This is a genomic window from Leucobacter fengyongliangi (assembly GCF_050971685.1).
GTDB lineage: Bacteria > Actinomycetota > Actinomycetes > Actinomycetales > Microbacteriaceae > Leucobacter.
This window is the reverse complement of sequence record NZ_JBPCEU010000001.1, coordinates 15,118-36,213: the sequence shown is the minus strand read 5'-3', so window position 1 is coordinate 36,213 and position 21,096 is coordinate 15,118. Positions and strand designations below refer to the sequence as shown.

Sequence of the window (21,096 nt, the reverse complement as noted above, 5' to 3'; positions counted from 1 at the left end):
TTAGAAGAATCCGTCTGCGGTTTCGCGGTAGCTGACGAGCAGGTTCTTCGTCTGCTGGTAGTGATCGAGCATCATCAGGTGGTTTTCCCGCCCGATGCCGCTCGACTTGTACCCACCGAATGCTGCGTGAGCGGGGTATGCGTGGTAATTGTTTACCCACACACGTCCGGCCTGGATTGCGCGACCGGCCCGATACGCGGTGTTGCCGTTGCGGCTCCATACTCCCGCGCCGAGACCATACAAGGTGTCGTTCGCGATGCGGATCGCATCGTCGAAATCGGTAAAGGTGGTCGCCGAAACTACTGGACCGAAAATCTCCTCCTGGAAGATGCGCATCGAATTATCCCCGCGGAAGATCGTCGGCTGGATGTAGAACCCACCCGAGAACTCCCCTCCGAGATCCTCGACATCCCCGCCAATGAGTACCTGCGCCCCCTCCTGCCTTCCGATATCAAGGTAGGACTTGATCTTCTCAAACTGATCGTTCGATGCTTGAGCCCCGACCATGGTGTCGGTGTCGAGAGGGTTGCCACGAGTGATCCGACGCGTGCGCTCCACGACCGCGTCGAGGAAATCGCCGGCGATCGACTCCTGGATCAGCGCCCGCGACGGGCAGGTGCAGACCTCGCCCTGGTTGAGTGCGAACATGGTGAAGCCCTCTTGGGCCTTGTCGAAGTACGCATCATCCTTCGCCATGACATCGTCGAAGAAGATATTGGGGCTCTTGCCCCCGAGTTCAAGCGTTACGGGAATGATGTTCTCCGAGGCGTACTGCATGATGAGGCGGCCCGTGGTGGTTTCGCCCGTGAATGCGATCTTGCGGATTCTCTTGTTCGACGCGAGCGGCTTTCCCGCCTCGACGCCGAACCCGTTGACGATGTTCACCACGCCCGCCGGGAGCAGGTCGCCAATGAGCTCGAACATCACGAGGATCGACGCGGGGGTCTGCTCGGCTGGCTTCAGCACGATGGCATTCCCGGCCGCAAGTGCGGGGGCGAGTTTCCACGTCGCCATGAGGATCGGGAAGTTCCAGGGGATGATCTGGCCGACCACTCCGAGCGGCTCGTGGAAGTGGTAAGCGACGAGATCCTCATTGAGCTGTGACACACCACCCTCCTGTGCGCGGATGGCGCCGGCAAAGTAACGAAAGTGATCGATCGCGAGCGGAATATCTGCGTTGAGGGTTTCGCGCACCGCTTTTCCGTTGTCCCAGGTTTCGGCGACGGCGAGCAACTCGAGATTCTGCTCCATACGATCCGCGATGCGGTTCAGGATCACCGCGCGTTCGGAGGGGCTGGTCTTGCCCCAACCTGGGGCAGCAGCATGGGCCGCGTCGAGCGCGAGTTCGATGTCTTCGGCGGTGCTCCGTGCCACCTCGCAGAAGGCTTTCCCGGTGATCGGGGTGACGTTCTCGAAGTACATCCCTTTCACGGGGGCGATCCACTCACCGCCGATGTAGTTCTCGTAGCGGCTTTTGAACGTGACCAGCGAATCTGGCTGGCCGGGTGCGGCATAGACGGTCATGTGTGTTCCCTCGACTTCGTTGTCTGGATTGTGCACGTGAGGCAACCGATGCGAGTCGTTCGCGTTCGGTGGAATGCAGGCTACGCGCAGCACCGTTGCACCAACGTTGCATGCACCTGGTTACACCGACAACGACTCCAGCTTCGCGACCACACGTGCCCGCTTCGGGCTGAGCGGTGGGAGCACGTGAAGTAGGGTCTCCCAGACCTCGCGATCGTCGGTCGCCCAAGTCTGCGCGTACTCGGCGAGCGGATCCGCGGCGGCCGTTTGCAGCATGGCCTCGCGCAGGGTTGCGCTCACTTCCTCGCGCAGGGAATCTGCAATTGGTGCCGACGAGCTGGGCAGCACCGGTCCGGCGTAGGCCGCGAGAGCGAGCCGATGCGCTCCGCGGCCCAGGGCAGTAAGCATCTCGGTCGCGTCGACACGAATGGGTACGCTCAGCTTGTACGGCCGGGAGGTCACGGTGATGTCAGTGTGCAGCGGTGCAAGCCACTTTCGCAGCCGCACGATTTCTGCGCGCAGTGTGGACTCGGATTCTGCCGACCCGTACACCAGTTCTGCGAGGGTGCGGGCGGAGAGGCCCTGTGGTGCGGCAGAGAGTGCGAGGAGAATCTCCGCGTGCCGTCCGGTAAGCGGGAGGGAACTCGAACCGCTTTCGAGCAGCGCCGGATCATGACCCAGCACGAGAAGTCGGGGATCGCCTGACGCTGCCCGCGAGCGCTGGCGGGGCCGCACCTGCGATCGATCCCGTTCGATCAGGCCGCGAAGCGCGTCGAGCTTGAGTTCCGCTTCGACGGCTGCGCGCGTGGCCTCCACTAACGGAAGCACGTGGGGTGACGCAGCTCCGTCGCCTCCGGTGACGTCGATGACCCCGAGGATCGCGCCGGTCGTGGGATCGTGCACCGGGGTTGCCGTGCAACTCCAGGCGTGCACCGCCCGGTTGTAGTGTTCGGCGCCGAGGACCTGGATTGCGTGATCGAGCGCGAGCGCACTCCCGGGGGCGCTGGTGCCCACCGCGCGTTCAGACCAGTCCATGCCGGCGAGGAAGCCCATGCCGGCGGCGCGCGTGCGCATCCGTGCGTCGCCGTCGATCCACAAGAGGCGTCCGGCTGCGTCGCCGACGGCGACGATGAATCCCGATTCGGTGGCTTCGTCAAGAAGCAGGCGCTGCACGACTGGTAAGACCCGGCCGATGGGCTGTCCTGCCAGGATCTCTCGAAGCTCAGCTTCACCAAGTGCGAGCTGGCTGGGGGTGCGGTCGGGGTCTATGGTGCCGTGCTGCGCTCGCAGCCATGATTCGAGCACCACCGGCCGGAGCGCGGCCCGGGCGGCAGCGTGGATTTGCCGCTCCGGGTCTTCGCTGAGGCGCGAGCCTGCAATGAAGTGTTCGTGCGCCTGTTCCAGCTGTCGTCTTCGCTCGCGGGCCGACTCACCCCTTCGCAGGGCTTGCCAAACGTTCGTCACCTCACCCCTCCTTCGCGGCCTGGTGTTCCGAGGGTAACCGATGGAACCGTGAGGGTGCCCGCCGTGATCCACAATCTGAGAGTTGAGTGAGATCGACTCAAGTTTTGCAATTCTGACTTGACGTGATCCGCTGCCGGGCTAAACTTGAGTACATCAGGCTCAACTTGACTCCACGGGGTCGTCGTGAGCCGGTTCAGACCCTGGGCCAAGCGCCCGCATCGAGCACCCACACAAGGAGAACGCACTATGTCACGAGCAGTAGGTATCGACCTCGGCACCACCAACTCGGTGGTAGCTGTCCTCGAGGGTGGCGAGCCCACCGTTATCTCGAACGCCGAGGGCTTCCGCACCACCCCCTCGATCGTCGCCTTCACGAAGGATGGCGAGGTGCTCGTCGGCGAGACCGCCAAGCGTCAGGCCGTGACGAACGTGGATCGCACCATCGCCTCGGTCAAGCGCCACATGGGCACCGACTGGACGCAGGAGATCGACGGCAAGAAGTACACCGCGCAGGAGATCAGCGCGCGCACGCTCATGAAGCTGAAGCGCGACGCCGAGACCTACCTGGGTGACAAGGTCACCGACGCGGTCATCACCGTACCCGCGTACTTCAACGATGCTGAGCGTCAGGCCACCAAGGAGGCCGGTGAGATCGCGGGCCTCAACGTGCTGCGCATTGTCAACGAGCCGACCGCTGCGGCGCTCGCGTACGGCCTCGACAAGGGCAAAGAAGATGAGCTCATTCTCGTATTTGACCTCGGCGGCGGTACCTTCGACGTTTCCCTCCTCGAGGTGGGCAAAGACGACGACTTCGCGACGATCCAGGTGCGCTCGACCGCAGGCGATAACCGCCTCGGTGGCGATGACTGGGATCAGCGCATTGTCGACTGGCTCATCCAGCAGTTCAAGGCGACCTCGGGCGTCGACGTGTCGGGCGACAAGATCGCCCTGCAGCGTCTGAAGGAAGCTGCCGAGCAGGCGAAGAAGGAACTGTCGAGCTCGATGAGCGCACAGATCCAGTTGCCCTACCTCTCGCTCACAGAGAATGGCCCCGCGAACCTCGACGAGACCCTGTCGCGTGCGAAGTTCGAAGAGCTGACCAAAGATCTGCTCGAGCGCACGCGCAAGCCGTTCCTCGATGTCATTGCTGAGGCCGGTGTCAGCGTTGCAGACATCGCCCACGTCGTGCTCGTGGGTGGATCCACCCGTATGCCTGCCGTGAGCACCCTCGTGAAGCAGCTCACCGGTGGCCGCGAGCCCAACAAGGGTGTTAACCCCGACGAGGTCGTGGCCGTGGGCGCAGCCCTGCAGGCTGGCGTGCTGAAGGGTGAGCGTAAGGACGTGCTGCTCATCGACGTCACCCCCCTGTCGCTCGGTATCGAGACCAAGGGTGGCCGCATGACCAAGCTCATCGAGCGCAACACTGCGATCCCGACGAAGCGCAGCGAAACCTTCACGACTGCCGACGACAACCAGCCGTCCGTGTCCATCCAGGTGTTCCAGGGCGAGCGTGAGTTCACCCGCGACAACAAGCCGCTGGGCACCTTCGAGCTCACGGGTATCGCTCCGGCGCCGCGCGGAGTGCCGCAGGTGGAGGTGACCTTCGATATCGACGCCAACGGCATCGTGCAGGTCTCCGCGAAAGACAAGGGCACCGGCAAAGAGCAGACCATCACGATTTCTGGTGGATCGAGCCTCTCGAAGGAAGACATCGAGCGCATGGTGCGCGAGGCCGAAGAGCACGCCGCTGAAGACAAGAAGCGCGCCGAGGCCCTCGAACAGCGCAACTCTGCTGAGCAGCTCGCCTACTCGGTTGAGAAGCTGATCCAGGAGAACGAGGACAAGCTGCCCGAGGACGTCAAGACTGAGGTGCAGGGCGACCTGGATTCGCTGAAGGAAGCTCTTGCGGGTGACGACGACGCAGCGATCAAGGACGCTGCTGACCGTCTCAACGAGAGCCAGTCAAAGCTCGGCCAGGCGATCTACGAGGCCGCAAAGGATGAGGCTCCCGAGTCGGGACCTGCTGCGGAGGAGTCAAATGACGAAGACGTGGTCGATGCCGAGGTCGTAGAAGACGACGAGGAGAAGAAGTAACAATGACTGCAGAGGAACAGCGACAGCCGAGCGAGAACGCAGCTGGCGACGAGGTTCCCACAGGGCCGGAGTATTCCTCCGGCCCTGTGCCGCACTCAGACGAACTGACGGTCGAGGATATCCTTGCCGCCGAGCAGTCTGCGGATGCGGAGGGCGATCCGGAAGCTTCCGGTGTCAGCGGTGCGGCGGAGGCCGCGCCCGAAGACAACCCGTACCTTGAGGATCTGCGTCGCGTCAACGCGGAGTACGCGAACTATCGCAAGCGCACCGAGGCGAACGCTGAGATCGACCGTCAGCGCACGGTCGGCTCGGTGGTGAGCTCGCTGCTGGGAGTGCTCGATGACCTCGACCGTGCCGAGCAGCACGGCGATCTGGAAGAGGGCAGCGCCTTCGCGACGATCGCCACGAAGCTTCGCTTGTCCATGGAGAAGTTCGGGGTGGTCAGCTTTGGTGACAAGGGGGACCCCTTCGATCCACAGATCCACGAGGCAATCGCGCAGGTTCCGGTGCCCGGTACCGAGACCCCGACGGTGCTCGACGTGATCGAACGCGGGTACCGCATCGGCGCCGTCGAACTGCGCCCCGCCAAGGTTGCGGTGGCGGTGGGCGAAGATGGCTAGCCAAGACTGGTTTGATAAGGATTTCTACCAGATCCTCGGCGTCACGCGTGGGGCGACTGATGCCGAGCTGAAGAAGGTCTACCGCAAGCTCGCGCGGCAGTACCACCCCGACTCGAATGCTGGCGATGCTGCGGCTGAGGCGAAGTTCAAGGAGATCAGTGAGGCCTACTCGGTACTCTCCGACAAAGAGCAGCGCGCCGAATACGATCAGATGCGCGCGATGGGTCACGGCGGTGCACGCTTCACCTCGGGTGGTGGCGGTGGCGGCCAGGGCTTTGAAGACGTCTTCGGAGGAATGTTCGGCGGTGGCGGCGCTGGAGGTGGGCGCGGCCCGCAGTTCACCTCCCAGCAGGGTGGCGCTGCCGGTTTCGAAGACCTCTTCGGCATGTTCGGTGGGGGTGGTGCACCGCGCGGGCCACGTCCCGGGCGCAATATTCAGGCGACCACCACGCTCGACTTCGAGACGGCAGTGCGCGGCAATACCGTCACCCTGCAGTCGGCGAATGGCCAGGTCAAAGTCAAGATCCCCGCGGGGGTATCCGACGGACAGAAGATCAAGGTGCGCGGCAAGGGTGAACCAAGCCCCGATGGCGGGCCGGCCGGAGACATCATCCTGACGGTACACGTGCGCAAGCACCCGGTGTTTGAGCGCGATGGGCAGAACCTGCGACTCAGCGTGCCGGTGACCTTCTCCGAGGCTGCCCTCGGCGCCACGATCGAGGTACCGACACTCGGTGGAGACCCGGTGAAGCTGCGTATCCAGCCGGGCACCCCGAGTGGCCGCGTGCTGCGCGTGAAGGGTCGCGGCGTGCACTCCTCGAAGGGCACTGGCGATCTGCTCGCTGAGGTACAGGTGGCGGTGCCGTCGCACCTGAGCGATGAGGCGCGGGCCGCGCTAGAGGCGTTCCGCGAGCTCGAGCCACAGGAGAATCCGCGTGAGGACTTGTTGGCGCGGGCTCGAGGATAGGCGGGCCCCAACGTCCAGTTACCTCCAACCGGCAGTTTTACCTTGAGTCAGCGGCACAGTACGAAAACTGCCGGTTGAAGGTCAAACTGCCGGTTGGAGTTAGGGCCCAGGGCTGACTGGCTCCGATCCACAATCGAAATCAACACCACACACGCAGCGAGATCACGAAGGAAGCGCAAGGAGGAGGTGCAATGAGCCACCAGATGGATCGCTACACCCCGGTGTTTGCGATCACGCAGGCGGCGGAGCTTTCCGACATGCACCCGCAAACCCTGCGCCAGTATGACCGCATCGGTTTGGTCTCCCCACAGCGCACCAGCGGGAATACCCGACGGTACTCACTGCACGATGTCGAGCAGCTGCGCGAGGTCGCGCGCCTGTCTGCCGAGGGGCTGAGCCTCGAAGGCATCAGGCGCGTGCTGCAGCTTGAGAATCGCGTGGCTGAGCTGCAGGCTCGCGTGCGTGAACTCGAGCGTGCTCTCAGCGACGAGCTGCTCAGCCGACCCGAGCGACGCGTGTTCGCCGCGGGCGCTGCAGGCGAGGTCATCTCGATGCGGCGTGGCACCCGGACGAGGCGCAGTGCCGATCTCGTGGTCTGGCGGCCCGAAGCACAGTAAATCACCCATCAGCGACTGACGACGCTGCGCAGGCCCGAGTTACTGTTCTTCTTCGCCTTGCCCGTCGACCACTCCGAACACCGACCCGGCGGCGGCGAATGCGCTGCACAGGAGGTCCCCGAGGTCTGATGTTTCATCGGCGAGCCACTGCTCGTACGCGCTGATGCACAGCCCGAGGCAAGCCCAAGCGATGGCCTGCGGGGCGAGCGAGGCGATGCGCTCGCCCCGCCGATCCGCTACGAACTCTGCGACCACCTGGCGCCAGGCAGCGTAACGCAGCGTCGAGTGCGCGGCCAGTGAGGGCACCGTGAGCAGCAGACCCATGCGGTGGCGGTGATAGACGCGCTCGTCCTCCGGGTAGTTGTTGACTTCGATGATCGCCTGACGCACTGCGGCTTCAATCGACAGCTTCGGGTCTGCGCCGGCGAGACGTTGACGCAACGCATCGATGAGTTCGTCAAACTCGCCCCAGGGCAGGTCGTTCTTCGAGGGGAAATACCGAAAGAACGTGCGTCGACTGATGCCCGCAGCTTGAGCGATGTCGTCAACGAAGGTTTCTTCGAACCCGTGTTCCAAAAACAACTTGATTGCCGTTCGGCTGATTTCGCGCTGGCTGGTGGCTGGCGTGCGCCCCAGGCGGGGGGACTCACCTGATTCCTGTGCCACTCTGGTTTGCCTTTCCGCGCGGATGCAATCTGATTCATTCTGCCAAGTTTTCTTTTTGACACCTGGTGTCATTAGTATCTATCAAGGAACGTAATGGCAGAGACTGTTTCTCTGAATTCGAATCGCGAAGGGGCGGATCATGCACCAACTTCGAGGGATGCCGCCCGTCCCAGGGCCGCCGACCCGTGACCGGGCATCCGCTGACTTCACGACACGCATTCCTCTCGGCTGGACCAGCGGCGTGAGCCTGCGAGTGGGCAGGGTGGTGCTGGGGGGATCACCCTGGGAGGTGACCGTGCTGCCGCAGACGGTGAGGCCGTTTGCGCGAAAACTGTTCGCCGCCGATCGGGCTGGGCTCACGGCCACCACGCCGGAAGAACAAGACGCGGCTGTCTTTCTGCTCGATCACGGCATCGCTGATCCGCTGCCCATCGCCGATCGCGCGGTGAACGACGTCGAGGTCGTGGTGCCCGTCTACCGTGACGCTGAGGCGCTGGAGAACTGCCTGGCATCGCTGCAGGCCGAGGGCCTGCCCGTCATCGTGGTCGATGATGCCTCGCCGAAGCCCGACGCGACGCGCATCAAGCGCATCGCCGCAAAGCACGGCGCCAAGCTCATCGTGCACAAGGTCAACGGCGGGCCGGGCGAGGCCCGCACCACCGGGTTTCAGGCCACGAGTGCCCCATTTGTCGCCTTCATCGACTCCGACGCGATTGCGAGCCCCGACTGGGTGGCGCGATTGCGCCCACTGTTCGACGATCCACTCATCGGGGCGGTGGGGCCGCGGGTGCGACCCGACCTGCGTGGCACCTCGACCATTGAGCTGTACGAGGAGACCCGATCGGAGCTCGATATGGGCCCCGACCCGAGCCGCGTGATGATCGGTGCCGCGGCTGGCTGGCTGCCGACCGCTTCCGCGATCGTGCGTCGCGCGGCGGTCACCGATCCACCCTTTGAGCCCGGAATGCGCGTCGGCGAAGACGTCGACTTGTTTTGGCGCATGCACGAGGCTGGATGGACCGTGCGCTACGCGCCCGACGTCGTGAACTATCACCGGGTGCGCACCTCCCTGAAGGACTTCGCGATTCGGCGTGCAATGTACGGCGGATCAGCTGCAGAACTCGAAATGCGCCACCCGGGGCACCTGATCCCCGCACGGCCCTCCCTTTCGGGGCTCGCGGTGGTAGCCGCGCTCTCGACTCGTCACCCCTGGATCGCGGCCGGAATCGCAGGCTACGAGTTCGCCCGGCAGCGGCGCATACTCGGCCGCGAAGTACCCGCGGTGGTGGCCGCCGAGATGACCGCGCGCTCGCTGTGGTCTGACGCGTTCTGGATGGGTCACCTGCTGCGACGGGACTGGTGGCCCGTCGGCTGGGCCGTGCTCGCTGCGACCCCGAAATCGCGTCTCGCGCGCGGGGTCGCGGCCTCGATGATGTGGGAGCCGGTGCGCGATCACCTGCTTCGGCCCACGAGGCTCGGCCCCGTGCAGAGCCTCGCGCTCAGAATGGTCGATGATGCCTCGTATGGCACGGGAGTCATCAGAAATGCGATCCGCAAGCGTGTGCCGAACGTGGTGACACCCCGCGTGCGCTTCCCGAGTTGGCCCAAGAAATTAGATTCCTAAACTCCCATCGCTTTTCCGTTCACCGAAAGAGGACAGCTCGAAATGTCGTTGCACCGTACCCGAACCCGAAGCCTCGCGCTCGTCTCGCTCACCGCCGTTGCCGGTCTCTTACTGGCAGGCTGCACCGCCGCGAGCGATGGCTCAGCAGCCGGAGGCGATGCCGCGAACGCGGAGCCCATCAGGGTTGGCGCGGTCAGCTCGCTTACCGGCCCCGCACCGTTCCCAGAGGTTCCCGCGGCGGCACATGCGGTGTTTGACCGGGTCAACGCCGAGGGCGGCATCGACGGCCGCATGATCGAGTACATATCTGAGGATGACGGGGCCGACCCGGCTCAGGCGGCTCAGGCGGGCCGCCGGCTCGTCGATGAGAACGAGGTCGTCGCGCTGGCGGGCTCGGCGAGCCTCGTCGAGTGCAGCGCGAACGCGGCGTTCTACGCGCAGCGCGAAGTGGTCTCCATCATGGGCACCGGTGTCGAGCCCAGCTGCTTCGAATCAGTGAACATCGCTCCGGTGAACAACGGCACGATTCAGGGGTACGCGAGCCTGCTCTACTTCGCCTCGGAGGAACTCGGGCATGAGCGAGTGTGCCCCGTCATTCTGAACAGCGCGGGCCTCACCGATCCCTACCTCGCACTGATCGAGCGCTGGGAGAAGGATACCGGCAGCACCGCCGCCCACATCGACACCTCAGTCGTGCTCGGCGACGATCCGACGCCCGCGATCCTCGCGGTGCGAGATGCTGGCTGCGACGCGGTCATCTTCAACGCCCATGAGGCGGCCGCGGTCGCGTTCATGAACACGGTGAAGCAGCAGGGCCTGCTCGAAACGGCAGACTGGCTGACGCTCGCCTCGGCCTACACCGAAACGGCCCTCGAAACCTTGACGCAGCAGGGCACCCTCGGGCTCTATGTGAATTCAGAATTCATTCCATTCAGCGGTGATGACCCGGCGCTCGACGATCTGCGGTCGACACTCACTGCTGCCGATGTTCCCCTGACATCCCTGTCGATTGGTGGGTTTGTCAGCGCCGAGATTCTGGTCGACGTGCTTCGCAGCATCGACGGCGAGATCACCCGCGAATCCGTTACGGCGGCATTCCGCAGTCTCGACGAGATCGCACACCCGTTGCTCGGCATGCCCTTCACCTTCGGGGAGGCCACCGCGCACCAGCCGAACCGTGCCAGCGTGATGGTCCAGGCGACCGATGCCGGGTGGGAGACCGTCAGCGACTGGGTCATCGCCCCATAGGCTGAACCACCATGAAGCGATCGCGCACCCAGGCGTTGCCCCGTGCTTGACGGGGTGATCTCCGGCCTTGTGTCGGGATCCGCCTATGCCATTTTGGCTGTCTGCGTGGTGACGCTCTATCGACTCGTCGGAGTGCTGAACTTCGGTCAGGCGGCGGTCGGTGCGGTCGGTGCGTATTCGTGTTTTGCGTTGGCAGAAGCCGGGCTGCCGCTGCCGCTTGCGGTGCTCGGCGGGCTCGTCATCGCTGGAGCCGTCGCGGGGCTTGCCGGTCTGGCGATCGCGCGCTGGTTTGGGGCGCCCTCCGAAACCGTTCGTGCGGTCGTCTCGGTGGTGCTGTTCGTGGTGCTGCTCGCCGCAGGCTATCGACTTTTCGGAGACGCGCCGCGGGTCATGCCGAGCCTCGTGCCCACGACGGCGTTCGAGCTCGCCGGGGTGCGTATTTCACTGACCACGGTCGTTGCGCTGGCGGCCGCGATCGCGATCGCTGCGGGGCTGTCGTTGATCCTCCGCTTCACCCGGGCGGGCATCCGCCTGCAGGCCATGTCGGAGCGACCCACCACGGTGCAACTGCTCGGCATTAACACCCGCGGGCTGTCTCTCGGGGTCTGGGCCGCGACGGGGATGCTCTCCACCCTCGCGCTGCTCCTCATCGCCCCCACCCGCAACCCGACATTCGAGTCGATGTCTTTTCTCGTGGTGCCGGCGCTCGCCGCGGGCCTGCTCGGGGCGTTCTCCAACGTGTGGATCGCGGTGCTCGGCGGCCTTTCTATCGGCGCGATTGAGGGTGCCGGATCCCGAATCGATCTTGTCTCCGACTACCGCGGGGCGATCCCGTTCGTGGTCATCATCGCCGCGCTGATCTGGATGCGCAGGCGTGAGGTGTGGGATGCGGCTCGTTAGGCCGGGGCTCTTCGCGTGGCTCGCATTCATCGCCGCGCTGCTCACGCTGGGGCTCATCCTTCCCACGTATTGGGTCTACCTGTGTTCCACCGTGGCCGTCAGTGCGATCGTCGCGCGCAGCATCGGGCTCGTGACGAACCAGGCGGGCATCATCACGCTGTGTCAGATGTCCTTCGCCGCGATCGGTGGGTGGGTAGTGTCGTGGATCGCACTCGCATGGCCGGGTGCGCCATTCCCGCTGCTCGTACTCATCGGGGGTGCTGCTGCCGCTCCGATCGGCTGGCTGCTCGGGGCCGTCACCGCCCGCATCCGCGGCGTCGAGCTTGCGGTCGTGACCCTGGGGTTTGCGGCCGCGCTCGACCTGGTGCTGCGGCAGGGCACGTTTCCCGGTGTCGGCGAGGGCACGCCGGTGCTCCCCTCTGCCCCGTTTGACGACCCGCGCTGGTTCTTCGCCCTCGCCTGGACGCTGGTGATACTGCTGCAGCTCGCTGTGGTGGGGCTCGGCCGCAGCAGGCACGGACTCGGCTGGGCCGCGGTGCGCGCAAGCGAACGGGCAGCGGCGGCACTCGGCGTGCGGGTCGGCCCCGCGAAGGCGAGCGCGCTAGGGGTGGGAGCCGGCCTTGCCGGGGCCAGTGGAGGGCTGCTCGCCGGGCAGTACGGGTTGCTCACCCCGCAGGTCTTCACCCCGCTGACCTCGATGCTGGTGCTCGCGACCGCGGTGCTCGCCGGTGCGAGCCTCTTCAGCGGGGCCGTGCTCGCCGGTGCGCTCACGGTGTTTATGCCCGAACTGCTGCGGCGCATCGGTCTTCCGCTCGACGTCGGCAACGCCCTGCTCGCGCTTGGCGCGTTCGATGTGCTGCGCCGGGGCAATGGCGGGCTGGCCGAGCAGTTCGCCGCGAAGTTGCAGGGGCGCGCGTTCCGCGACGCACGCGTCACCTGCGAGCTCGGGCCGCTGACCTCGCGCGCGAATAGCGGGGGCCATTCGACAGAGAATCTCCCGACGACGCTGCCCGCCAGCCAGGCCTCCGCAGCGCCCCCGACCCAGGTGCTTGGCCAGAGCCTGCCCGCTGAGCCGTGTCTCGAGGTCACTGCACTGACCGTCGAATACGGGCCGAACCGAGTGCTGGACGCGGTCGACCTGACGGTGGCCCAGGGTGAGGTGCACGCGCTCATCGGCCCAAACGGGGCCGGCAAGACGACGCTGGTCGATGCCGTGAGCGGGTTCCTGCCGAGATACGGCGGGGTCGTTCGACTGGGGGGCGATCCACTCGACGGGTTGACCGCCCGCGAGCGTGCTCGGACCGGCATGCGACGTACCTTCCAGCACCTCAGATCGATCGACGCACTGACGGTCGACGAGTACCTGCGGCTCGCCGCTGGCCGCGCCGATCTGGCAGCAATTCCGCGGGTGCACGAGTTCCTCGGGCTGCCTGACTGTCGCGTGCCGATCCGCCTCATTGATAGTGGATCGCGGCGTCTGCTTGAAATTGCCGGAGCGCTGGCCGCCGGGCCCAAGATCGTGCTGCTCGACGAGCCGGCCGCGGGGCTGGGGGAGGACGAGCGGCTGGGGCTTGCCGAGCGGGTGCGGCGAATCCCCGCTGAGTTTGGCTGCGCTGTGCTGCTCATCGAGCACGACATGGAATTCGTGCGCGCAGCATCGGACCGTGCGACGGTGCTCGATGACGGGGGCGTCATTGCCAGCGGCGGAGTTGCCCAGGTGCTCGCTGACCCGCGGGTCGCTGCCGCCTACCTCGGGCAGGAGGTCGAGCGGTGACGAGCGAATCGGGCGGGGAAGCCATGAGTGCAGAGGTGTTTGGGTCGGACGGGCTTCGGGTGGACGGGCTCACCGTGAAACGCGGCGACCTCATGATTTGCCGCGACGTGACGCTCGCGGTTCCGCCGGGCGAGATCACGGTGCTGCTGGGTACGAACGGTGCCGGGAAGACCACCCTGCTCGATGGCATCGCGGGGGTGCTGCCCGCAGCCACGGGCGCGATCACCCTGGGGGGCAGGCGGATCCACAGCGCACCCCCGCACCGCCGCGCAGCTCGGGGGCTGGCCTACTCCGAACAGGGGCGCTCGGTGTTCTCGAAACTGACGGTTGCGCAGAATCTCGCGGTGGTGGATCGGTCTCGGCAGGCGCGTGAGCGGGCCTTCGAGCTCTTCCCGCGCCTCGCCGACAAGCGGAATCTGCGCGCGGGGTTGCTCTCTGGCGGCGAGCAGCAAATGCTCATCATTGCGCGCGCACTCGCGACTCAGCCGAAGGTCTTGTTGGTTGATGAGTTGTCGCTCGGGCTCGCGCCACGTACGGTGCAGAACCTGATGGGGACGCTCTCGAGCCTGGCGGCATCTGGGATGGGTATCCTGCTCGTCGAGCAGTTCGCCGAGTTGGCGCTGCAGATCGGCACGACCGCGCACATCATGCAGCGCGGGCGCATCATCGAGACGGACACGTGCGAGGCGCTGCTGCGCGACCGCGGATCCCGCATCAGGAACGCTTTCTTCGGCGAGTAGGTGCAGTGGTGCCGTTCGCCCTTCCCCCACCCGCTTTCCCCCGCTCTGCCCCGCCGAGGGGTCCTAACTCCACCACCTACGGGCGAGGCGTCGTGGAAATGCGACTTCTCGGGGGGCCAGGAGGTGAGAGCTGTCGCGCCCCCCACTCGGCACGCGGCAGCAGTGCGAGAATGGGTCGGTGACCGACCTCCACGCGCTTTTCGCGCAGCTCTCGCGCGAACCAGACTTCGATGCGGCCGAGCTGGAGGCGTTTGACGCGACCGACGAGCTGCTGCTCGAGTCCGCATCCGAGTGGATCGCTTCCGGGCACGAGGCGCTCCCCGGCACGGTAGTGACCATCGGCGACCGCCACGGTGCACTGACTCTCGGCGCGGCGGTGCGACTTGGTGCGCGCGGGATTCGCGCCCACCAAGATCCGCTCTTGGGCGAGCGAGCCCTCGCGCGGAACGCCGAGCGACTCGGGCTGAGCGACACGTTCACCTCTCACGCGCTCGACGCACCGCTGCTTTCGGGCGCTCGGCTCGTGCTCCTGCAGCTGCCGCGGGGGCTCTCCGCGCTCGACGAGATCGCCCAGTTGGTGGCTCGCTACGCTCACTCCGAGGTGACGCTGCTTGCTGGGGGGCGGATCAAGCACATGTCGCACGGCATGAACGCGGTGCTGGCGCGCAGCTTCGGTGAGGTCAGCGCCGGGTTGGGATGGCGCAAGTCGCGGGTGCTCACCGCGCGTGCGCCGTGGCCCCTGGCGGCGGAGCCAGGGAAGCGCCATGCGAGCCATCAGGTCGCGGGCACCCCTGTTGATGCGCGGATCACTGGTGCTAGGCGGGACGAGACTGCTACGCGCGACGACTCGCACTCGTTTCCTACCTGGGGCGCCGACCCAGACCTTCGCTTTCGCGTGGCCGCGTTCGGGGCGACCTTCGGTGGGTCGGCGCTCGACCACGGCAGTCGCCTGCTGCTGCACACGCTGCGCGATGAACCCCCGGCAGCCGCGCACCGCATCGTTGACCTCGGCTGCGGAAACGGGGTGCTGGCGACTGCGGCGGCGCTCGACTTTCCCCAGGCGCGGGTGATCGCGACCGATCAGTCCGCGGCAGCGGTGGCGGCCACGCGTCTCACCGCGGGGGCGGCCGGCCTAGAGGCTCGCGTCGCGATCCACCGTGCCGATGCGACGGAAGCGGTTCCCGACGGCTGGGCCGATCTCATTCTGCTGAACCCCCCATTCCACGCGGGCGCGACCGTGCACGCGGGGATCGCGCACCGGCTCATCGAGTCGAGCGCTCGAGCGCTCGCGCCTGGCGGCGAGCTGCGGCTCGTGTTCAACTCGCACCTGCGCTACCGGCCCCTGGTCGAACGCGTCATCGGCCCCGTGCGAGAACTCGCGCGCGACCGCACCTTCACCGTGCTCTCCGCCACTCGCCGCTAGGGCGATTGCCTCGATCTCCGCTACCTCTCGCGAGCGGAGGCATCTCCTTCCCCAGGGTCATCCACCCACGTCGGGTGTCTGACTTCGGTCGGATAGAAACTGGGGAATCTCTCCGACTGGAGTGAAATACCCGACGTGAGTGTGGCGGCTGGGGAGTGGGTGGCGTGTTGGCGGGCAGTGTGCCGGGGAGGGCGGAAGCAGGGAAGGAAAGTGATGCTCGAACTAATATCACAAAACGGTAACGAATCCGGATAGGGTAGTCGTCACACGCAGCGTTGCGTGAGGCGAAGGGGGAACCGGGATGCCGGGAACGAGCGGGGTGCAGGCGGGTCCTCGCCCGCGCAGGAACAGCGACTCTGTCTGGCCGCCGCGCAGAAGCATACGCCAGAGTGTCGCCCGAATCGGCGTCTTTTCCTGGGTACTCACCGCACTTCTCGTTGTCGATGTCGGTGCGACCCCACACGCCGCCGCCGCGAGCACGCTGCAGGCGCACGGTGCGTTGCAACGGGAGGCTGCCCCCGCGATCGTGTCACACCGCGGCGCAGCGCTCCTCGCACCCGAGAACACCCTCGCGGGTATCGAAGCGGCGGTGCAAACCGGGGCCGATTTCGTCGAGATCGATCTTCGGCGCACCCAGGATGGTCGTGCGATTCTCATGCACGATCCCACACTCGACCGCACCACCAACGGCATGGGATGGGTGCGCGAATACACCCTGGGGCAGATCCGTTCGATGGATGCGGGAAGTGACTTCGATCCGGCGTTCGCGGGGGAGCGGGTGCCCACTTTCGAGGAGGCCGCCGCGGTGCTGGCACCCGCACCGGTCGCCGTGCTGATTGAACTGAAGGACGACTGGAGTGACGCGCAACTCGTGCCCGTGATCGAACACCTGCGTGATCGGCAAATGGTGAATCGCGTCGTGCTGCAGTCGTTCAACCTCGCCACCATGGAGGCACTGCAGCGCGTTGCCCCCGAGTTCGCTCGCGCCCTGCTGACCCGCGAGCTCGGCGATGAGATCGTCGATCTGGCACTCGACCTCGGGGTCTCGTGCGTGGGCGCGAAGGGCGCCCTCTTTGCGGCCGTGCCGGGTGCCGTCGAGCGGCTCCGTGCCGAGGGGCTGGGCGTCGCCGTGTACACCCTGAACTCGCCGGACGAGTGGCAGTTCGCTGCAGACAGCGGCATCGACCTCATCATCACCGACGACCCGGCGGCCCTCAGAGCGTGGCACCGGGATCGCGCATCTGCCGCGCAATCAACTCCCCAATAAACACCGCGGTGTTGAACGGGCCACGCGAGGGCACGGTTGGCAAGATCGAGGTGTCGGCAACCCACAACCCCTCGATGCCGCGCACGCGCCCCGCGCCGTCGACCACGGGGCCCATCGGCGCGGATCCACTGAGGTGAATCGCGGTGCCCAGGTGCGCGCGGATCCACGCATCGAGCCGCGCGTCGTCGGCAAGAATCGGCTCGTTGAGGGAAACGAAGCGATCGAAGAGCGCCGCGAATGCCTGCGTGCGCAGCAGGTTCGCGGCGGTGCGCACACCGATCCGCATGCGTGCTCGGTCTTCGGGTTCCTCGAGATATCGGTACTCGATGCGAGGGCGAGCGAGTGGATCAGCGCTGACAAGACTCACCCGTCCGCGGCTGCGCGGTTGCTGCAGCGCGACGAAGAGCTGCATTGTGTCGGTGCCCGGCCAGGGATCCGCGTTCGAAACACCAGTGAACAACGCCCCCGCAGGTTTGACGGATAGCAGCACCTCGAGGTCACCCTCGGGGTGCTCGCCGGCGGCACCGGAGGAATCGAAGTTCAGTGCTGCGGGGAACGCGAACCGCTCGCTCTCAGCGAGCAAGGAGCGGGAGGGGATCCAGTCGACCGTGAGGTTGGGATGATCGCTGAATCGCTCTCCGACGGGGAGATCGGCGACTACCGCGATGCCAAGCTGGGCGAGGTGCTCGGCGGGTCCGATGCCGCTGAGCATCAGCAGCTGCGGGGTGGCAACCGAGCCCGCGCAGAGCACCACCTCGTCGGCCGGGATGCTGCCAGCGCTCGTCTCGACCCCCGTGGCGCGCCCGAGTTCGATGCGCACGCGCAGCACCTGGGTGTCGCCGAGGATGCGCAGGTTCGGTCGGTCGCGCACGGGCTCGAGATACGCGCGCGCCGTGTTCCTCCGCACCCCGTCGATGATGTTTGACGGCACGGGGCCGGCACCGGGTATGGCAGCGGCGGCGTTCTTGTCTGATTCTGCGGGGAATCCCAGTTCGCGCGCGGCGAGAAGAAATGCCGCCGTAGGATCGCCCGTTTGGTTGGGACGGGCGACCTGCATCGGTCCGTGTGCTCCGTGGCCCGGCTGACCCGCGAAATCGAGATCGTTTTCAAGTGCTCCCAGCACGGGGAGCGCTCGCTTGTATTCCCACGCTGGCCCGCCACACTTGGCCCATCGCGCGAAATCTGCGGGGCGCGCGCGGATGAAGTAGCCGCCGTTGATGGCGCTCGATCCACCCAGCAACTTGCCGCGGGGCACCGTGTGTGGAACTCCCGGCGTGAGCTCTGCTTCAAATGCCCAGTTGGCCGGGTGGCCGGGCACGGCGGCTGGGAGTGTCCCGCCGTCGAGCAATTCTTGCGGGGTGGATCCGGCCGGTCCGGCCTCGACCAGCGTGACCTGTCGCTGTGGATCCTCGCTGAGCCTGGCGGCGAGCGCCGCCCCCGCAGCCCCGCCCCCGACGACGAGCGTGTGGGTCATGTGGCGGTGATGCCCGGGGTCGGCCGCGCGTCCGCGACCCCAAAGATCGCCTCCGCGGTGCCAAATGAGGTGTCGAGCAGCTCGAGCAGATCGGCTTCTTCGTGGGCGAGCCACTGCTCGTAGGCCCCGAGGCAGATACCGAGGCAGGCCCATGCGATGGTCTGCGGGGTGAGGTCATCGGGGCGCTCGCCGCGGCGCTCGGCGACGTACTCGGCAATGACGCCTCGCCAGGCGGCGTAACGCAGGGTGGAGTGAGCCACGAGCGATGGCACGTTGAGGAGGAGCCACATGCGGTTGCGGTGGTAGGGAAGCTCGTCGGGGGGGAACCTATTGAACTCGAGGACGGCTTTTCGGAGCGCCTCGATGAGGGGCTCGCGATGGTCGATTTCGTCTAGGGTCGCGCGCATCTTGTCGAGCAAGAACTCGAAGTCGCCCCAGGGCAGATCGTTCTTCGACGGAAAGTAGCGGAAAAAGGTGCGCCGACCGATGCCGGCCACGGTCACAATTTCGTCGATGGTGGTGCGATCGAAGCCGCGTTCGAAGAACAACGTGAGCGCGACGTGACTGAGTTCACCGTGCGTCGTTGCCGGGGCGCGACCACTGCGAGTGGGTGGGAGTAGGCCGTCGTTCATGGTTGATCCCTCCCACTAATTCCCGATTTCCCCGATTTACCGACTGTATACCCGATACTCGCCGGACACCCCTTCCAATTGGCACCAAGTGTCATTAGGCTCAGTCGAACACGGTGCGGATCAACGGGGCGACGCACGAGGCCGCGGAAATCAACACCACCGGAACATTCACCGATTGGAAGGATTTACCATGGCAGGACGAGTTCAGGGCAAGGTCGCATTCATCACCGGAGCCGCTCGGGGGCAGGGTCGAGCTCACGCCATTCGCCTTGCTGAAGAGGGTGCCGACATCATCGCGATCGACATCGATACCCAGGTCGAGAATGTGCCATACGCCACGGCCAACGCTGAAGATATGAAAGAGACGGTTCGTCTCGTTGAGGCCCTCGATCGGCGCATCGTCGCCGAAACCTGCGACGTCCGCGACCTCGAGAAGATGAAGTCGGTCGTCGCCAAGGGCGTGGCTGAACTCGGTCGACTCGACATCGTCGCAGGCAACGCCGGAGTCGACATCGTTGGCCCCTGGCACTCGATGACTCCCGAGATTGTGCGCACCACGCTCGATATCAACCTCATCGGTGTGTGGAACTCGGTGATGGCCGCGTTGCCACACATGCTTGAGGCGGGCAATGGCGGCTCGATCATCCTCACGAGCTCGGCAAACGGCCTGAAGGCTGGCCCGTGGAACATGGCTTACAACATGTCGAAGTACGGGGTAACCGGCATGTCGAAGTCCTTCGCGCAGGAACTTGCGAAGGACGGCATCCGCGTCAACAGCGTGCACCCCGGCGGTGTCGACACGCCAATGGCGCAGGGCATCATGGGTGTCGAAGACAGCGGCTTTGTCAAGGGCATGGCCGAGAATCCCTCGCTGACGGGGATGCTCACCCAGTGGATCCCCGGCATGATGGAAGCCCGCGAGATCTCGAATGCTGTCCTCTTCCTGGCATCCGATGAATCCGCGTGGGTCACGGGCCACGCGATGGCCGTCGACGGCGGTCTCTCGCAGTACTAGTTTGCTGGTTTCGGTGCGGGCCGGTGATTCGGCCCGCACCGATCTATTTGTAGAGAGGAATAAGATGAGCGGTCAGACGACCACCCCGCAGCTTTCGAAGGCGAGTCGGGATCGCATTGCGTCCCGGGTTGTTGGACGTGAGAGAGAGCTCGAGCTGACCCTCGCCGCGGTGGCAGCCGGTCGCGACATCGTGCTCGAGGGCCCTCCCGGCACCAGCAAGACCACGATCCTGTCGGCGATCACCGCCGAATGGGGCATCCCGCTGCTCTTCGTCGAGGGCAACGCAGATCTCACCCCGGCGAAACTCGTCGGGCACCACAATCCCTCGCGGGTGCTGCGAGAAGACTACTCGCCCGAGAACTTCGTCGCGGGCCCGTTGCTTGAGGCGATGCAGACCGGCGGTTTTCTCTACATCGAAGAGTTCAATCGCGCCCCCGAAGACACGCTGAACACGCTGCTCACCGCTATGGCAGACCGCTCGATCACGGTGCCGCGGGTTGGCAAGATTCAGGCACTTCCCACCTTTCGAGTGATCGCCTCGATGAACCCCTACGACAACGTTGGTACCTCGCGGCTGTCGACCAGCGTGCACGATCGGTTGAACCGACTGGCCATCGGCTATCAAGACGAGGCCGCCGAGGTCGAGATCGTGCGGCGGCGCGCGGGCGTGAGTGGCGAGTTTGGTGAGCGGATCGCGGCCGATGCCGTGGCGGTTACGCGCGCGACCCGCGAGCACGACGACGTGCGGCAGGGTTCCAGCGTGCGCGGCGCGATCGACACCGCGATGATCGTCGTGCAACTGGCGGCAGGCCGTGACATCCTTTCTGCAGAGGACGACGGCTACGCCGACATGTTCTACGACGCGATGATCGTGGGGCTCTCGGGCCGGATCCACGTCGACGAAGCTGCCGAACTCACCCCGGAACAGGTGCTGCGCGAGATCTGGGAGGACCATTTCATTCTGAATCCGCACCAGGCCGCGCCGGGTTGAAGAGAAATCGCCGCCGACTCACCCATTCGGAAACGGAGTGACAGGAAGAGCTCGAA

At 65.7% G+C, this 21,096-nt stretch carries 18 protein-coding genes; 13 read left to right on the top strand and 5 right to left on the bottom strand.

Annotated elements, in window-relative coordinates; translation table 11 throughout:
* On the bottom strand, positions 1–1,524 hold the full coding sequence (gene exaC / locus ACR0R4_RS00145; protein WP_433645292.1) for an acetaldehyde dehydrogenase ExaC: 1,524 nt from the start codon (positions 1,522–1,524) through the stop codon (positions 1–3).
* Positions 1,525–1,644: 120 nt separating this feature from the next.
* A complete protein-coding gene (locus ACR0R4_RS00140; protein ID WP_433645291.1) occupies positions 1,645–2,988 on the bottom strand; it encodes a hypothetical protein in 1,344 nt (447 codons plus the stop codon).
* A gap of 246 nt (positions 2,989–3,234) precedes the next feature.
* On the opposite strand from ACR0R4_RS00140, the gene dnaK reads away from it, so the two are divergent.
* The 4 genes from dnaK (at position 3,235) to ACR0R4_RS00120 (ending at position 7,286) form a co-directional block, all read left to right on the top strand.
* Positions 3,235–5,082: a molecular chaperone DnaK gene (gene dnaK, locus ACR0R4_RS00135; RefSeq protein WP_433645290.1), complete on the top strand. Its 1,848-nt coding sequence runs from the start codon at positions 3,235–3,237 to the stop codon at positions 5,080–5,082.
* A gap of 2 nt (positions 5,083–5,084) precedes the next feature.
* Positions 5,085–5,702, top strand: a complete 618-nt coding sequence (locus ACR0R4_RS00130; protein ID WP_433645289.1) for a nucleotide exchange factor GrpE — start codon at positions 5,085–5,087, stop codon at positions 5,700–5,702.
* On the top strand, positions 5,695–6,669 hold the full coding sequence (locus tag ACR0R4_RS00125; protein WP_433645288.1) for a DnaJ C-terminal domain-containing protein: 975 nt from the start codon (positions 5,695–5,697) through the stop codon (positions 6,667–6,669). The genes ACR0R4_RS00130 and ACR0R4_RS00125 overlap by 8 nt, the downstream gene beginning before the upstream one ends.
* A gap of 203 nt (positions 6,670–6,872) precedes the next feature.
* Positions 6,873–7,286: a heat shock protein transcriptional repressor HspR gene (locus ACR0R4_RS00120; protein ID WP_433645632.1), complete on the top strand. Its 414-nt coding sequence runs from the start codon at positions 6,873–6,875 to the stop codon at positions 7,284–7,286.
* 39 nt (positions 7,287–7,325) lie between these two features.
* Here the strand turns inward: ACR0R4_RS00120 and mftR (ACR0R4_RS00115) are convergent, their stop codons facing one another.
* A complete protein-coding gene (gene mftR / locus ACR0R4_RS00115) occupies positions 7,326–7,952 on the bottom strand; it encodes a mycofactocin system transcriptional regulator MftR (protein WP_433645287.1) in 627 nt (208 codons plus the stop codon).
* A gap of 139 nt (positions 7,953–8,091) precedes the next feature.
* On the opposite strand from mftR (ACR0R4_RS00115), the gene mftF reads away from it, so the two are divergent.
* From mftF to ACR0R4_RS00080, 7 genes are all read left to right on the top strand, one after another.
* On the top strand, positions 8,092–9,576 hold the full coding sequence (gene mftF / locus ACR0R4_RS00110) for a mycofactocin biosynthesis glycosyltransferase MftF (RefSeq protein WP_433645286.1): 1,485 nt from the start codon (positions 8,092–8,094) through the stop codon (positions 9,574–9,576).
* Between the two features lie 42 nt (positions 9,577–9,618).
* Positions 9,619–10,824, top strand: a complete 1,206-nt coding sequence (locus ACR0R4_RS00105; RefSeq protein WP_433645285.1) for an ABC transporter substrate-binding protein — start codon at positions 9,619–9,621, stop codon at positions 10,822–10,824.
* A gap of 42 nt (positions 10,825–10,866) precedes the next feature.
* Positions 10,867–11,724: a branched-chain amino acid ABC transporter permease gene (locus tag ACR0R4_RS00100; RefSeq protein WP_433645284.1), complete on the top strand. Its 858-nt coding sequence runs from the start codon at positions 10,867–10,869 to the stop codon at positions 11,722–11,724.
* A complete protein-coding gene (locus ACR0R4_RS00095) occupies positions 11,711–13,498 on the top strand; it encodes a branched-chain amino acid ABC transporter ATP-binding protein/permease (protein WP_433645283.1) in 1,788 nt (595 codons plus the stop codon). Before ACR0R4_RS00100 ends, ACR0R4_RS00095 begins: the two co-directional genes overlap by 14 nt.
* Positions 13,495–14,238, top strand: coding sequence for an ABC transporter ATP-binding protein (locus ACR0R4_RS00090; protein WP_433645282.1), 744 nt, complete (start codon positions 13,495–13,497; stop codon positions 14,236–14,238). The genes ACR0R4_RS00095 and ACR0R4_RS00090 overlap by 4 nt, the downstream gene beginning before the upstream one ends.
* Positions 14,239–14,416: 178 nt before the next feature.
* Positions 14,417–15,661, top strand: coding sequence for a class I SAM-dependent methyltransferase (locus ACR0R4_RS00085; protein WP_433645281.1), 1,245 nt, complete (start codon positions 14,417–14,419; stop codon positions 15,659–15,661).
* 301 nt (positions 15,662–15,962) lie between these two features.
* On the top strand, positions 15,963–16,928 hold the full coding sequence (locus ACR0R4_RS00080; protein WP_433645280.1) for a glycerophosphodiester phosphodiesterase: 966 nt from the start codon (positions 15,963–15,965) through the stop codon (positions 16,926–16,928).
* On the opposite strand, the gene mftG is transcribed toward ACR0R4_RS00080, so the two are convergent.
* The gene (mftG, locus tag ACR0R4_RS00075; protein WP_433645279.1) at positions 16,876–18,402 is read right to left on the bottom strand and encodes a mycofactocin dehydrogenase MftG; all 1,527 of its coding nucleotides are present in this window, start codon (positions 18,400–18,402) and stop codon (positions 16,876–16,878) included. The genes ACR0R4_RS00080 and mftG overlap by 53 nt on opposite strands.
* Positions 18,399–19,034, bottom strand: a complete 636-nt coding sequence (mftR, locus tag ACR0R4_RS00070; RefSeq protein WP_433645278.1) for a mycofactocin system transcriptional regulator MftR — start codon at positions 19,032–19,034, stop codon at positions 18,399–18,401. Before mftR (ACR0R4_RS00070) ends, mftG begins: the two co-directional genes overlap by 4 nt.
* A 190-nt stretch (positions 19,035–19,224) precedes the next feature.
* Here mftR (ACR0R4_RS00070) and ACR0R4_RS00065 point away from each other — a divergent pair, with 190 nt between their 5' ends.
* Together ACR0R4_RS00065 and ACR0R4_RS00060 are read left to right on the top strand one after the other, a co-directional pair.
* Entirely contained in the window at positions 19,225–20,049 is an 825-nt protein-coding gene (locus ACR0R4_RS00065) for a mycofactocin-coupled SDR family oxidoreductase (protein WP_433645277.1), read from the top strand.
* A 64-nt stretch (positions 20,050–20,113) separates the two neighbouring features.
* On the top strand, positions 20,114–21,040 hold the full coding sequence (locus ACR0R4_RS00060; protein WP_433645276.1) for an AAA family ATPase: 927 nt from the start codon (positions 20,114–20,116) through the stop codon (positions 21,038–21,040).
* Positions 21,041–21,096 lie beyond the last annotated feature (56 nt).

What these genes read in the sequence shown, in the direction of transcription:
- ACR0R4_RS00060 (WP_433645276.1), top strand. Translation starts at nt 20,114, where the DNA reads ATGAGCGGTCAGACGACCACCCCGCAGCTTTCGAAGGCGAGTCGGGAT.
- mftG (WP_433645279.1), bottom strand. Translation starts at nt 18,402, where the DNA reads ATGACCCACACGCTCGTCGTCGGGGGCGGGGCTGCGGGGGCGGCGCTC.
- ACR0R4_RS00130 (WP_433645289.1), top strand. Translation starts at nt 5,085, where the DNA reads ATGACTGCAGAGGAACAGCGACAGCCGAGCGAGAACGCAGCTGGCGAC.
- ACR0R4_RS00120 (WP_433645632.1), top strand. Translation starts at nt 6,873, where the DNA reads ATGGATCGCTACACCCCGGTGTTTGCGATCACGCAGGCGGCGGAGCTT.
- mftR (WP_433645278.1), bottom strand. Translation starts at nt 19,034, where the DNA reads ATGAACGACGGCCTACTCCCACCCACTCGCAGTGGTCGCGCCCCGGCA.
- dnaK (WP_433645290.1), top strand. Translation starts at nt 3,235, where the DNA reads ATGTCACGAGCAGTAGGTATCGACCTCGGCACCACCAACTCGGTGGTA.
- ACR0R4_RS00080 (WP_433645280.1), top strand. Translation starts at nt 15,963, where the DNA reads ATGCCGGGAACGAGCGGGGTGCAGGCGGGTCCTCGCCCGCGCAGGAAC.
- ACR0R4_RS00125 (WP_433645288.1), top strand. Translation starts at nt 5,695, where the DNA reads ATGGCTAGCCAAGACTGGTTTGATAAGGATTTCTACCAGATCCTCGGC.
- ACR0R4_RS00095 (WP_433645283.1), top strand. Translation starts at nt 11,711, where the DNA reads ATGCGGCTCGTTAGGCCGGGGCTCTTCGCGTGGCTCGCATTCATCGCC.
- ACR0R4_RS00105 (WP_433645285.1), top strand. Translation starts at nt 9,619, where the DNA reads ATGTCGTTGCACCGTACCCGAACCCGAAGCCTCGCGCTCGTCTCGCTC.
- exaC (WP_433645292.1), bottom strand. Translation starts at nt 1,524, where the DNA reads ATGACCGTCTATGCCGCACCCGGCCAGCCAGATTCGCTGGTCACGTTC.
- mftF (WP_433645286.1), top strand. Translation starts at nt 8,092, where the DNA reads ATGCACCAACTTCGAGGGATGCCGCCCGTCCCAGGGCCGCCGACCCGT.
- ACR0R4_RS00065 (WP_433645277.1), top strand. Translation starts at nt 19,225, where the DNA reads ATGGCAGGACGAGTTCAGGGCAAGGTCGCATTCATCACCGGAGCCGCT.